This window comes from Peribacillus frigoritolerans (assembly GCF_030676415.1).
Taxonomy (GTDB): Bacteria; Bacillota; Bacilli; order Bacillales; family DSM-1321; genus Peribacillus; species Peribacillus frigoritolerans_A.
In genome coordinates, this window is the sequence record NZ_JAUUTW010000006.1 from 171,226 (window position 1) to 184,767 (window position 13,542).

At 38.6% G+C, this 13,542-nt stretch carries 16 protein-coding genes; 12 read left to right on the forward strand and 4 right to left on the reverse strand.

The window, feature by feature from the left end:
- Window positions 1-48: 48 nt before the first annotated feature.
- Entirely contained in the window at window positions 49-1,326 is a 1,278-nt protein-coding gene (gene kynU / locus Q8G36_RS08465; RefSeq protein WP_305159621.1) for a kynureninase, read from the reverse strand.
- A gap of 173 nt (window positions 1,327-1,499) precedes the next feature.
- Between kynU and Q8G36_RS08470 the strand changes: the two genes are divergently transcribed.
- Entirely contained in the window at window positions 1,500-2,114 is a 615-nt protein-coding gene (locus tag Q8G36_RS08470; protein ID WP_305159622.1) for a TetR/AcrR family transcriptional regulator, read from the forward strand.
- A 74-nt stretch (window positions 2,115-2,188) separates the two neighbouring features.
- On the opposite strand, the gene Q8G36_RS08475 is transcribed toward Q8G36_RS08470, so the two are convergent.
- Window positions 2,189-2,317 carry a hypothetical protein gene (locus Q8G36_RS08475; protein WP_305159623.1) on the reverse strand — a complete coding sequence of 43 codons (129 nt, stop codon included), beginning with the start codon at window positions 2,315-2,317 and terminating at the stop codon, window positions 2,189-2,191.
- A gap of 195 nt (window positions 2,318-2,512) precedes the next feature.
- Between Q8G36_RS08475 and Q8G36_RS08480 the strand changes: the two genes are divergently transcribed.
- The 5 genes from Q8G36_RS08480 to Q8G36_RS08500 all read left to right on the forward strand — a co-directional run bounded on the left by Q8G36_RS08480 (window position 2,513) and on the right by Q8G36_RS08500 (window position 6,097).
- Window positions 2,513-2,860 (forward strand): flagellar basal body rod protein, encoded by a 348-nt coding sequence (locus tag Q8G36_RS08480; protein WP_034309581.1) that lies wholly within the window; start codon window positions 2,513-2,515, stop codon window positions 2,858-2,860.
- A gap of 19 nt (window positions 2,861-2,879) precedes the next feature.
- Window positions 2,880-3,515 carry a PspA/IM30 family protein gene (locus tag Q8G36_RS08485; RefSeq protein ID WP_305159624.1) on the forward strand — a complete coding sequence of 212 codons (636 nt, stop codon included), beginning with the start codon at window positions 2,880-2,882 and terminating at the stop codon, window positions 3,513-3,515.
- A gap of 158 nt (window positions 3,516-3,673) precedes the next feature.
- Window positions 3,674-4,420: a cell wall-active antibiotics response protein LiaF gene (gene liaF, locus Q8G36_RS08490; protein ID WP_305159625.1), complete on the forward strand. Its 747-nt coding sequence runs from the start codon at window positions 3,674-3,676 to the stop codon at window positions 4,418-4,420.
- Window positions 4,417-5,463: a sensor histidine kinase gene (locus Q8G36_RS08495; protein ID WP_305159626.1), complete on the forward strand. Its 1,047-nt coding sequence runs from the start codon at window positions 4,417-4,419 to the stop codon at window positions 5,461-5,463. The genes liaF and Q8G36_RS08495 overlap by 4 nt, the downstream gene beginning before the upstream one ends.
- On the forward strand, window positions 5,456-6,097 hold the full coding sequence (locus Q8G36_RS08500; protein WP_305159627.1) for a response regulator transcription factor: 642 nt from the start codon (window positions 5,456-5,458) through the stop codon (window positions 6,095-6,097). Before Q8G36_RS08495 ends, Q8G36_RS08500 begins: the two co-directional genes overlap by 8 nt.
- A 479-nt stretch (window positions 6,098-6,576) precedes the next feature.
- Here Q8G36_RS08500 and Q8G36_RS08505 read toward each other — a convergent pair whose 3' ends face one another.
- A complete protein-coding gene (locus tag Q8G36_RS08505; RefSeq protein ID WP_305159628.1) occupies window positions 6,577-7,740 on the reverse strand; it encodes an MFS transporter in 1,164 nt (387 codons plus the stop codon).
- A gap of 528 nt (window positions 7,741-8,268) precedes the next feature.
- Window positions 8,269-9,174, reverse strand: coding sequence for a helix-turn-helix domain-containing protein (locus Q8G36_RS08510; RefSeq protein WP_305159629.1), 906 nt, complete (start codon window positions 9,172-9,174; stop codon window positions 8,269-8,271).
- Window positions 9,175-9,342: 168 nt separating this feature from the next.
- Here Q8G36_RS08510 and Q8G36_RS08515 point away from each other — a divergent pair, with 168 nt between their 5' ends.
- The 6 genes from Q8G36_RS08515 to Q8G36_RS08540 all read left to right on the forward strand — a co-directional run bounded on the left by Q8G36_RS08515 (window position 9,343) and on the right by Q8G36_RS08540 (window position 13,518).
- Complete coding sequence (locus Q8G36_RS08515) at window positions 9,343-9,471, forward strand: hypothetical protein (RefSeq protein ID WP_285847022.1); 129 nt, start codon at window positions 9,343-9,345, stop codon at window positions 9,469-9,471.
- Window positions 9,472-9,558: 87 nt separating this feature from the next.
- Window positions 9,559-10,950, forward strand: a complete 1,392-nt coding sequence (locus Q8G36_RS08520) for an MFS transporter (RefSeq protein ID WP_305159630.1) — start codon at window positions 9,559-9,561, stop codon at window positions 10,948-10,950.
- 71 nt (window positions 10,951-11,021) lie between these two features.
- Window positions 11,022-11,156: a hypothetical protein gene (locus tag Q8G36_RS08525; protein WP_258831800.1), complete on the forward strand. Its 135-nt coding sequence runs from the start codon at window positions 11,022-11,024 to the stop codon at window positions 11,154-11,156.
- 55 nt (window positions 11,157-11,211) lie between these two features.
- Entirely contained in the window at window positions 11,212-11,346 is a 135-nt protein-coding gene (locus Q8G36_RS08530) for a hypothetical protein (protein WP_258831800.1), read from the forward strand.
- Window positions 11,347-11,401: 55 nt separating this feature from the next.
- Complete coding sequence (locus Q8G36_RS08535) at window positions 11,402-11,536, forward strand: hypothetical protein (protein WP_260286709.1); 135 nt, start codon at window positions 11,402-11,404, stop codon at window positions 11,534-11,536.
- A gap of 95 nt (window positions 11,537-11,631) precedes the next feature.
- On the forward strand, window positions 11,632-13,518 hold the full coding sequence (locus tag Q8G36_RS08540) for a B12-binding domain-containing radical SAM protein (protein WP_305159631.1): 1,887 nt from the start codon (window positions 11,632-11,634) through the stop codon (window positions 13,516-13,518).
- Window positions 13,519-13,542: the final 24 nt, after the last annotated feature.

The following is a 13,542-nucleotide window of genomic DNA, read 5'->3' on the forward strand; positions in this document are numbered from 1 at the left end:
CTCAACGAATTAGCTAACCATTGGAGGGATGTCTGGCGGAATTCCAAGTTATGCGACCACTTCACGCTCATTCTTGAATTTTTCATATTGTTTTTCTGACATGATCTTCTTGAGTATTTGTACAACTTCCCAAACTTCTGCGTACGAAGTATATAGTGCAACCGGAGCGAGACGGATGATGTTTGGTGCTCGGAAATCGGGAATGACACCATTCTCTTTCAATGCCTTGCATATCCGTGCAGCTTCTTTATGCTCGAGGCTTACATGACCTCCGCGGCGTAGGTCTTCTCTGGGAGTTCCAATGAAAAATCCCATGTCTTCCAATTCGAATTCGACTAAATCCATTAAATATTGATTGATTTTCAGGGATTTTTCGCGAATATTCTCAATTCCAGCTTCTATAAAAATGTCCAATGACCCAATCAAAGGTGCACAACTTAACACATGCGGCGTGCCAATTTGATACGCGCCTGCTGATTCAGCTGGTGTTAAGGTATGTTCCATATCGAATTGTTTATCTTTTTTGGAGCCGAACCATCCAGCCAATCCAGGCATCGTTCCAAAATGTTTTCGATTTACATATAAACCGCCAACACCGCCAGGGCCGCCATTTAAATGTTTATAATTGCACCAATACGCAAAATCCACATCCCATTCGCTGAATGAATGCGAGATGGCACCGATAGAATGACATCCGTCAAATCCGATCACTATTCCTCTTTTATGAGCTTCATCAGTCAATCGTTTCATATCCAATATTTGACCGCTGCGATACAGGACCGTTGGCAAGATGATCAAAGCGATGTCATCGGTCATTGCTTCGATAATGTCATCCTCTTCAAGAAATCTTCCATCGCGGCTTTTCACGCGGATGAGATCGGTTTCCGGATCGTATCCATGTGTACGCAGCTGACTTTGAAGAGCATAAATATCAGTTGGAAAGGTTAATTCATCTGCTAAAATTTTTGTGCGCACTCCTTCAGGCTTATAAAAGGTAGCTACAAGTTGATGCAGATTTACAGTTGTGGAGCCTGTTACGATAACTTCCTCTGGAGAAGCCCCGACCAATTGGGACATCTTTGCACCCAATTTCTCAGCCATGAAAAACCATGGGTGATTCCCTTGCGTCCATCCATCAATCCCATGCTCCTTCCAATCTTCCAAAGATTCCAAAAGAGTGCGTTCAGCCCTTTTCGAAAGAAGTCCCAATGAGTTTCCATCCATATAGATGGAATCCGGCTTTAAATAAAACTCTTCTCGAAAACCTTTAAGCACATCATTCTCATCCATTTGTTTAGCGTGATCCAATGTGTATTCAGAAACCATAATCATCCTCCTATATTAGTATTCTAAATAATTCTAGGAGAATCGTACCAAAGAATATGACACGATGTCAATAAGTTAATTCAGAAAATTATAAACATTGAATCGATCTTTCCAACAAATGTTTTTTATTTTATGGAAATCCTTTATGCTAGAAGATAAGGGGAGGAATAAGCATGGAGAATGGCAAAGTAGGGGATAAACGGCATTTACGCTCGATCATGACACGTCAAAAGCTATTGGAAGCTGCAAAGGAAATATTTCTTGAAGAAGGTTATCAAGCTGCGCTTATTTCCCAAATGATCAAAAGGGCCAACATGGGATACGGAACGGCCTATGTTCATTTTAAAGGGAAAGAGGATCTGTTAATTGTATTAATGGAGAATGTAATGGAGCAATTCTATGAAATTGCAGAGACCTCTTTCTTTCCAAAATCAAAAGACGAAGCAAAACATATCATAAACAGACAAGCTAACGCTTTTTTGAAAATGGCAGAAGCTGAACGCAATATGATGCAAGTTTTCGAACAGGCCATTGGGATATCAACCATTATTTCAGATAAATGGAAAGCGATTCGCATGAAGTTCATTCAGCGAATTTCAAAGGACGTCGCCTATGCACAGCAAAATGGGCTGGCAAGAGCTGAACTGAACCATGAGCTTGTGGCAAGAGGGTGGTTTTTCACAAATGAAATGTATCTGTGGGAAATTGTCCGAAACGAACATCAAAGTTCTGTCGAAGAAATTTCTCAAACCATCACCTCAGTTTACGTCGAAGGCTTGTATTTGTAATGATAATGGCAGTTCAACAATCTTCCGGTTATATCGGAAGATTTTTTTTATTCAAGGTTTACAGCATTAAGCATTTATAACAAAAACACTAGACTCACGAGTAAAGCATCAGAATTCACGAGTAAACTGCCCAAACTCACGAGTAAAGCCGCAGAATTCACGAGTAAACTGCCCAAACTCACGAGTAAAGCCGCAGAATTCACGAGTAAAACGCCAAAACTCTTGAGTAAAGCGCCAAACTCACGAGAGAAACGCCCAAACTCACGAGTAAAATGCCCTCATTAGCATCGGACTTACAGCGTCTACGCCTTAAGTCTTACTAGAAAATATAGCTAAGGCTCATTATACGAACTTGTAAAAGTAGATAAGATATAAACATAGAAAGGAGGACGAAAACAATGAAGAAATTTGGTTTATTTATTGTAGGACTGATCGCACTTTTCCTGTTACTGGCGAACGTTGGTCCACTGATCAGTCTGGCGATTTGCTTGGCGATCCTATACTTTGGATTCAAGCAGTTCATGAAGTCCGAATCGACAGGGGCGAAGATTGCGTGGGGATCAGTCTCCATTATCGTGCTGATCGTTTCTATTTCCCATATCCCGGCAATATTGGGATTGGTGGCAGCTTATGTTCTTTACCTAGTCTATAAAAAATGGAATGAAAATGATGAAAGTGCATCTTCGAAAGAAAGTGACCCATTCTCAAATTTTGAAAGAGAGTGGAAAGAGTTGAATAAGAACTAATAGAAGGGATGGAATTGGAATGGGTAATTTATTTTCAAGAATGAAACAAACGATTTCAGCGGATTTTCACGACTTGTTGGATAAAAAGGAGCAAAAAAATCCAATTGGAATGTTAAATCAATATTTGCGTCAATGTGAGCAGGAGACAGAAAAGGTCGGTAAGCTGCTTGAACGTCAATATCTTTTGAAAGATGAGTTTACGCGTGAATATAATCAAGCACAAAATCTAGCTGAAAAACGTAAGCATCAGGCTGAGATTGCTAAGCAGTCGGGAGAAACAGATTTAATGGAATTTGCTGTAAAGGAAAGCCTGCACTATGAAGATCGGGCGCTGAGTTTGAAGGAGGCGCATAAAAGTGCAGAGGTTCAGTTGGCTGAACTGGAACGGAAATATGAAGAAATGAAGCATAAGCTGAAGGATATGCATCTAAAACGGCTGGAACTGATGGGCAGGGAAAATATTGCCCGGGCAAACAACCGGATCAATCGGGTTTTGGATGGTGGCAGTTCCGAAGCCAAACCGGTAGCGATGTTTGAAGAAATGGAGCATTATATCGATCGCATTGAGCACCAGGTCCATACTGATTATAATCGGCATACGATTGATGCCAGGATTGTCCAGCTTGAAAAAGAATTGGAACAGAAAGAAGCGTAAAGGTTTTTTTAGGCATCGCTGTTATCCCCTGGCCTTTTGGAATGGAGGGCGGGGGAAAACAGGCTGTCAGAATGTGATAATTTCATGGTATTCTTAAAAGGCACGGGTTCCTGTGCCTTTTAAGAATATCATGATCATATACAGGGGGAGGCGAACCGATGTTGAACAAGATGAAGACGGACTATATGGGATGGATACTTCTCATCGGAGTCGTCCTGCTTTTTTTAGAGATTTCATTTACGGGTGGAGGTCTCCTTTTTTCCCTCGCATTTTCAATAGGATGTATCTATTTAGGCAGGAAATTCACAAAACGGACAATCGGGAAAATCCTATTTTTTATAGGGTTGATTTCCCTTATCATCACTGTCTTGAATATGTTCGTCTTTAGATTTTTCCTAATGGCGATCCTCATTTATCTTTTACTTTTATATTATCAGTCCAAAAAGAATCCTGATTGGGTCAGTCCCATTTTAACCAATGATGATTCGGACGAAGAAAAGATCAATAAGGAACGATTGCTGAAAACCGATTACCTTTTTAAAAATAAGTTGTTCGGTCATCAACAGACGGCCGAGCATGTATATGAATGGAATTCCGTGAATGTTCAGGGCGGGGTCGGTGATACGGTTATCGATTTAAGCAAAACGATTTTACCGAAAGGCGACGCTGTCATTTCCATCAGGAATATCATTGGCAATATCACTGTGCTTGTACCGTATGGAATCGAAATCAGGGTCCATCATTCTGTCATTGCAGGCAGAGCGCGGATTTTTGAAAATAAGCCTGAATCCAGGGTCTTTAATCAAATTTATTCTTACCAAACGGAAGGGTTCAATGAAACGGATCACAAGGTTCATATCATCACTTCAATCTTAGTTGGGGATTTAGAGGTGAAGCGGGTATGAGCATAATGACACGGCAGATATTGACTGCCCTTGGTGTTTCTTTCGTTCTTTCCCTTGCCTTGCCAGCGGCGGTTTTCTTCATCTTTCCTTTATCCGACTGGAGTTTATTGTGGGAGAAAGTGGTCATGGGGTTACCCTTCGTCATATTCCTGCCAAGTCTGGTCATTACGGTAGGATTGATTTATGGAGTCGTTTCGGGAATGTTTTGGAAGAGGCAGCTGGAAAGGGTGGATGAAGGGCTTCATTTACTTGAACAGGGCCGCTTACCTTCGCAACAGGATACGTATCCGGTCCAAGAGATGGCTAAAATGGTGGAACGGATGCATCTAATCCATAGGCAAATCAATGAGCAGACAAAATTATCACAAAAAATGGCGAATGAAAAGGCCATTGATCAGGAGAAACAGATCCAGGAAATCGTTTCCCAGGAACGAAACCGTTTGGCGCGGGAACTGCATGATTCGGTGAGCCAGCAATTGTTTGCCGCTTCGATGTTCATGTCGGCCATCACCGAATCACAATCCGATATGGAAAAAACGGAAATGAAACAATTCAAGGTAGTGGAAGAAATGATCCATCAATCCCAGCTTGAGATGAGGGCGTTATTGCTTCACTTGAGACCTGTTGCATTAAAGGGAAAATCTTTACATGAAGGAATGAAGGAGCTCCTTTTGGAATTGGCCCAAAAAGTGACGATGGATATAAATTGGAAAATGGAGCCTGTCACTCTGGATAAGGGGATTGAGGACCATCTGTTTCGGATATTACAAGAATCTATTTCCAATACACTGAGACATGCAAAAGCGAACTCGCTTGAAGTGCTACTGATTGTTCGTGATGGGATGATCATTTTACGAATAACGGATGACGGCATCGGTTTTAACGTCGAGGAGTCGAAAACGGGATCATATGGTCTGCAAAACATGCATGAACGGGCTGTTGAATTAGGCGGAACGATGCAACTTGTAAGCGTTCCGAATAAAGGAACGAAACTTGAAGTGAAAATCCCATTATTAAATGCTGGAGGTGATCATGATGATTAAAGTATTATTTGTCGATGACCATGAAATGGTAAGGATAGGGGTATCGGCTTATTTATCCGCACAGTCGGATATCGAAGTGATCGGGGAAGCGGACAATGGCTTGAAAGCTGTCGAACTGGCAATGGAATTGCGTCCGGATATCATTTTGATGGATTTGGTGATGCCGGAAATGGACGGCATAGAAGCGACGAAACGAATTATTGAAAAATGGCCAGAAGCAAAGATCATCATCGTGACAAGCTTCCTGGATGATGAAAAAGTGTACCCGGCATTGGAAGCCGGAGCGACGAGCTATATGTTGAAAACATCAAAGGCCAGCGAAATTGCGAGAGCCGTCCGTTCCACTTTCCAGGGTCAAAGCGTACTTGAACCTGAAGTGACGGGAAAAATGATGGAAAAGCTGCGTCGCCCAAAGAGTACCCAGCTTCATGATCAATTGACAAACCGCGAAATGGAAATTTTGCTGCTGATGACAAAAGGGAAAACGAATCAGGAAATTGCGGATGAATTATACATAGCCCTGAAAACTGCCAAAGTACATGTCAGCAATATATTAAGTAAGCTTGCCGTGCAGGACCGCACGCAAGCAGTGATTTACGCATTTAAGCATTCGCTTGTTCAAGAAGAAGAGTAAAGAGCGTCTATTTACCAAAATTATGATATTTGGATAATTAACCATCCTGTAAAAGTTCTTTCAAGGTTGCTGATTGCAGCCTTTTTTTACGGTTAACGGGAAAGCAGGCAGAAAGCCGGTGAAATGATGTTAAGAGTTATCTTAGAATTGTTTCGTCTAATCACTATTTGTTATTGGAATGATAATCGGGTTCATCATTAATTCAATCTATGCGATTTTTGGAATAACCGTAGAGAATACCACGGGCGGATGGATTGTTGGTATGGCAATTTTTCCATTACTTTATGTACTCTATAAAAACCGCTTCAATTTTCAGGGTTCTATAAAAATGACGGACAAGTAAACTCTCAAACAGGGCAACTGCTATCCTGCTTTGCTTCTCTGTGCTAATGTTAACGGTTGCCCCTTTATTTCGCTAACGGAATGCATAAAGAGCATGTTTTAATCAAAACATGCTCTTTTTTATACGTTTTTTTGGATTATACAGCTTCCTCTGCGGTATCGAGCCTCTTGCCGTATACCCGATAAAGAACCAAAGCGAATACCATTCCTATAAAGGAGATGGAGGAGATGAACAGGTAAAGGGTCTTGCCGCCGAAAGCCCCATATATGGCTCCGCCTATATAAGAAGCAATGATTCCCGAAACCCCGAAGAATAGCAGCGCCAGTACGGTCTGGCCTGTGGCACGCCATTCCACAGGAACGATCCGATACAGATATTGGATGGCTGCCGAGTAGAAAATCGGGAAAGTCAATAGCTGCATGACTTGCAAATAAGCTAATAGCTGCGGATCGGTAATCCACGCAGAGACGAAATAACGGATAAAGAAAAACGCTGCTGCAAACGAAATGATGATGATTTCCTTACCTTTGCGCAGCCACCAGAAGCTTAGGGCGAATACAACGATTTCACTTCCCGCCGCTAAGAACCAGGTCAAGCCTACAAGCTTGGCACTTCCTCCAAGTTCCCGGATATACACTCCGAGGAAAGTATCGTTCATCCTTGCTGGAACAGCACAGATAAAGACCAATAACAGAAAGAGAAGCGTCTCTTTATTGCTGAAAAAATGCTTAAGGCTGCTTAAGGTGACAGGTTTCCCTGAAACGGGTGCATCAGGCATCATCCAGCTTACAATGAAACTGATCAAACCTATGCCCGCAAAAAGGAAGGCAAGGCTGTTCGCTCCGAAATATGACATAACATAGCCGGTGATCAGCGATATGACCGCATAACCCAATGCACCATATGTCCGGATGGAACCGTAGCTGATCCCGGATTTCTCTGCAATCGTAAAATTGAGGCTTTCCGTCAGGGGATCGATCGGCATCAGAAAGAAATATAGCAGCATGGCAAACAGGATGAGCTGGAGATAACTGCTGGAATCATAGAGGAAATAACCGATTACGCTCGAGAAAAAGATGAGTAATAACAGGACTTTTCGTATAGTCCTTGTTTTGTCGCTGATCATTCCCCATAAAGGCTGGGTGATGAGGGTGACAAAACCACCTGTACCGATGATGAATCCGATTTGGGCTGGACGCAAACCTTGATCAGCCAGATAGACTGGGAGAAACGGAATGAAAATGGCAAGCAGTCCAAAATATAAAAAGTTAAAACTCTTTAATAATCGTAATGCTTTCATAAAAAGTATGATACCTCACGTGTTCTATAGAATGGATTGATTTCAACCCTGTTATTGTAACATTGATGACAGAATTTGAAAAAATAGTTTTAATTTTATGGATTAAAAATAGAATGATAGAGTTGGTTTCAAGAGGTTCTGGACCCATGAGGGTAGGATGCCTTTCAAAATTCATGACATCGAGGAATATAGATAGGGACCCCCTATGCTATCCTTTGCTTTCCAGCTTGAATAAGGTAGGTTTCTTTTATTAGTCCTGTTCATGACGCCTATCTGAATGAGTTGGAAAGGTAGTTATTGGGATTTTTTTTAATACGGGTTATTGTGTACCTTGATAAATCTTGGCTATTTTTAATTGAAAATATAAATAACCGTATTCCTTAACTATCATGCTTGCTTATCGGTAATAATGATATGCAGGCTTTTTACGTTCCAAGACGGACATATTCTCTAAAAAAATTATTTAGAATGTATCAGTGACATTAAACTAACCAAAAAAAGTACAGCATGTTTTGCTAAGTGAATTCTTCAATCTTTATACACTTTAAGAGATTTCTTTATCTCATACAGTCTTTCCTGAACGACTTTCTCAAATTCGTAATTCTGCTGCAATAAGAATATATTCCTTGCCTCTTCATACCCTTTTGTGGCACTTTCCATGTTGTTCAGTGACTGCAAGGATTGGGCACGCTGATATAAAACTTCTCCCAAAAGGTACATAGATTCTTCTCGGATTAAAATTTGAATAGCATCAGAGCAAATTTTTATAGATTCATAATATTGTGCGTCCTTATGTAAAGATTTTGTCAATCCGTAATGAATCCGGACTTTAATTCTATAGTTCATTGAGGTTTTGGGAAGTTGTTGAAATTGCTTAAGGGCATCTTTATAAGAGGCAATTGACTTTTTATATTCAGCAATTTCGTTATAAATAATGGCTTTGCTATTCAAAATTTCTATTCTTTGAGCAGAAAAAATATGAAAATGAGTAGATAAGTCTAATGCTTGATCTAAAAAATCTAGGGATTTCAATCTATCATTATCACAATAATATGCTACGATCCCCAAATGCCAGAGGATGAATTGTTTATTGATAGGTGACTGGAAATCTGCATGGTATTGTTCTGCTTCGAGAATCCGTTTTACCTGCCGATACTCTCTATTTCTAATAGAAACCCTGACTTGAGATTTCACTTCCTCACTATATTCCATTCGGTCTGAATAAGTTTCTAAAAGTATATCTTCAATGCTGATACCTAAACGTAATGAGAGCTCATATAAAGTAGTCGCTAATGGAATGACTTTCCCCTTCTCTATGTTGCTTAGTTGTGCTTGAGTAATGATTCCCTCTGCCATGACTTTTTGTGTTATGCCTGACCTTTTTCTTAAAGTGTAGAGAACATTTCCGAGCTTAAAAGGAATACTTGCATCCATTTTACCAACTCCTCAAAATATAAATACTTTTATATTTTTTTATGTATTTCATTGGAAACACCAAAAAAATATCGAAAAAAATACTCTGTAGCAGTGATACAAGAAAAATGTACCATATCTGGATGGTTTATACTAGTTGTATCGATCAATATCAGGAGGTTAGGGTATATGAATAAAATATTAGTATCTGGGTTCTCCATTCTATTAACGCTAGCGATGGTTTTACAATTCGATTCAAGCGTCAATTTGGCTGTAGATGATCGGCCTATAATAAATGATCTGCCGAATCAGCATTAAGATTTAAATACCAATATCGTCCTATGTTAAAAAGGAATGTGCCTAAAGGCGAATTTAAATAAAATAAATAAAAAAAGGATTATTTATATGAAAATAAGTAAAGATCAATTATTGATTATAACCATTTCTTCATGTGTTATAGCTAGTGTGATGTCTACGTCCATGTTGACGATTGCGTTCCCTAATCTTGTAGACTTTTTTAATATTTCTTATTCCACACTTCAAGTTAGAAATATTCTATTCTTTTCTTTTTTCGCATTTCTCATTCCGCTTTTTGGTAAAGTGGGGGATAGGTTAGGCGCAAGAAAATTGTTGATATTTGGCCTATCGCTATTTATCGCATCTACCATTCTTAGTGGAACCACAAATAATTGGAATTTGTTTTTGCTCTATCAGACGCTTCAGGCAATTGCAGATGCAATGGTAGTACCGGCACAGGTATTATTGATTAGGCAAAGTTTTAAGGATAATAAGTTAGGGTGGGCTTTTGGATGGTTTTCCGGAGTTTTAGCGACTGCCTCACTTATTGGACCAGCTGCTGGTGGTTTGGTAATAAAATATTACTCTTGGCAAATGATATTTGGAGTATTGATTATCATAAGTTGCATATCCTTAATTCTTGTATTAATGGTAACTCCCAAGTCAAAAAAAAGAATCACGGCAAACCTTCATTTACCTTTAAAAAACAGTTTGGCTTTACTAGTTATGGTAATCAGTTTTCAATTCATATTCAACGATGAAATTAGTTTAGTGGAACGGTCACTTTCTATTGCTGTTACGATATTAAGTTTAATTTTATTTATATTTTATGAACGGGCAAACCACGGAAATACTTCTTTGCTTCCAAGAAAGGCAATAAAAAACACCATTTTTATCTCTTCAATTATTAGAATATTCGTTCTTTTTACCATCACAAATGTAATAGTGCTTTACATTCCAAGTTACATGCGGGATATACACAATATTCAACCAGATATTGTTGGCTATATCATTATGGCAGATTCGATACTGGCCGTTTTGTTATCTGGGTATGCAGGTAAACTTGCAGATTTAAAAGACAATAGAAACCTTTTACTTTTATCTATTTCGATTTCCATAATTGGAATGGTAAACCTTACTTTGACAATGTTTAATGGCAGCTTAATTTTCTTTATATTTGCATTTCTCCTTTTTGGATTGGCCGGTGTCATTTCCATGCCCACACAAAATAAAATTGCTATGATGTCCGTTCCTGAGGAAGAAACAGGGGTTTATATGGGTTTATTCCAGATGGTGCAGTTTGGAACTGGGGCTTTCGCGGCGGGGGTATTCAACACTTTATTGGACTATGGCACTGACAAAGGTGACTTTTCCCAAGTTGGTTTTTCATACGTGTTATTCATTTGTATAGGATTATATTTGGTGGCTATAGGAACAGTCATTTATGATAAAAGGCTTCTAAAGAGCAATATAAAATTGTCTTTGAAAGAAGAAGTATAATTCTCGTTTAGCTGAAAGTGAAATATGCCAAGAAGAGACAGCTTTGAAGTGATTTAAAGGAGGTGAAACATATGACTAAGCAAGTGGAAAATACACAAGCGGAAAAGCTAGTGGAAAACCTTGAAGTAATCGAAGCTAAAGAGCTAGAAGTGGGTAGTGCATTTCATGCATTCCGTTTCAGTACAGTGTCGGACACAGAAAAATAGATTAGAGCCTAGAAGTTACAGGCAATCCAGTGCAAATGTTAAGGAGGTGAAACATATGACTAAGCAAGTGGAAAATACACAAGCGGAAAAGCTAGTGGAAAACCTTGAAGTAATCGAAGCTAAAGAGCTAGAAGTGGGTAGTGCATTTCATGCATTCCGTTTCAGTACAGTGTCGGACACAGAAAAATAGATTAGAGCCTAGAAGTTACAGGCAATCCATTGCAGATGTTAAGGAGGTGAAACATATGACTAAGCAAGTGGAAAATACACAAGCGGAAAAGCTAGTGGAAAACCTTGAAGTAATCGAAGCTAAAGAGCTAGAAGTGGGTAGCGCGTTTCATGCATTCCGTTTCAGTACAGTGTCGGACGCAGAAAAATAAGTTAGATCCTAATCCATAATGGTGATTCAAAGAGAGTGTTAGCTTTTAAAGAAACTAGCACTCTCTTTGGATAAATAAAAGGAGAATTTCTTTAGATGGAAAATTCAGATGCTATGATAGTTTTTCCTCCTCTAACTGAAGCCAGGCTCTTTCCATATTTAAGTTTACCTATGATTACTAGTTTTTTGAGGAACAAGGGAATGAGTGTAAGTCAAATTGATTTAAATATTGAATTATGCCATACCCTCTTTAGTGAAGATTGTTTAGCTGAATATGTGAGCATCAATGAAAACGGAAATAAAGACTTAAAATTGATATATAAAGTCGAAATGGCTAAATACTTATTCAAAGAACAAAAGCAACTTTACAATAATGTATTTATTGAGAAAAGATCTCCTGATTCATTGAAGTATGATGTTCGGTTGGTGAGACAAGGCATAGAACTATTACTAGTAAATTCGTTTTTAAAACTTGAGATTACCTCATTGGAAGAAATCCTTGAATTGGTAAGGGATTTTAGTTGGAAAAAAAGTGATATGCCAACAAAGGTTTTATACGAAAATATCAAAGAAAAAATTCTTAACGATAAGCCCAAAATCTTCGCGCTTTCTATTGCATACTATAGCCAAATATTACCTTCCCTTTTAATATGCAAGTGGATTAGAGAACTTTCCCCTACTACCCACATTATTCTGGGTGGGCAACAAATCATGATTCGTCAATCATCTTTCTTTAGCCTAAATGGATTAAATCAATTTGTGGATTCATTAGGAATATCAGCAGGTGAAGAAACATTATTCATGTTAGACAGGTATTTGAAAAACGATTGCGAAATCGGGAAGGTGCCGGATATTGTTTGGCTTAATGAGAATAATGTTGAAAATATCCCATCTAAGTCTGCATATAGGATTACCGATGCCTTACCACCTGATTTTTCTGATTTACCGTACAAAAACTATTTAGATGAAGAAGTGCATATGTCCTTGATTACATGTGTGGGGTGTTACTGGGGACGATGTACTTTTTGTTCATATGGTAATAGATCAAGGAAAGAAAAAAGTTATCAGCAGAAAACGGCAAGACAAGTAGCAAACGAGTGCGAGGATATCATTAATAATTACGGGGTTAATAGAATTAATTTCATAGATGAGAATACTAATTTGAGGCTTGTCGTCAATGCAGTCAAAATACTTAAATCTAGAGGTTATGAAATTAAATTCAGTACACGAAACCGTCTTGAGAATGTGTTGTTAGACGCTGGATTTTGTTTTGAACTAAGTAATTTAGGTTGTATTTTAATGTCTGTTGGCTATGAAACCAATTCTCAAAGGATTTTAGATTCCTTGGATAAAGGAGTGCAATCTAGTAATTATCAACAGATAATAGATAATTTACATAATGCCAACATTACGCTGCGAATGTCTATAATTGGTGGCTTACCTGGTGAAACCGAGGATGAAATTAAACGTTCTGAGGAATTTTTACTTAAAAATCAAGATAAAATTGGCATCGACGTCATGCAAATGCTCGTCTTAGAACCAGGTACCTATATTTATGAAAATACAAATAATCCTGATATCCATATTCAATCAAGCAAGAATCTAAGAGGAAACAAATTACTCAATTATGGGATGGGTAGAATGGGAGCTACATTTCAATACGCTGACGGAAAAACGTTTGAAGAAAAGCTGGATAGATTCTTGCAACTGCACAAAAATGTCAACCCCCAAAAAAATGATGAGCTTCCTCCTGATAAATACAAAACGGAAGGACAGGATATCACTTCAAATACCTTATTGATAAACCCATGGACTAAAATCATTCAGTTAGATAAAACGTATATCATGGATTTTGTATGGCAAAGAATCTTTTTAGTGCCAGAATCCTTAGAAGTATTCGGAAACACACTGATAATTAGCAAGGCAGACGATAAAAAGTACCTTGAGTATTTTGTCGAAAAAGGTGTGATTAATCTTAAATAAAATAACTATGAGGAGGAATTTCAA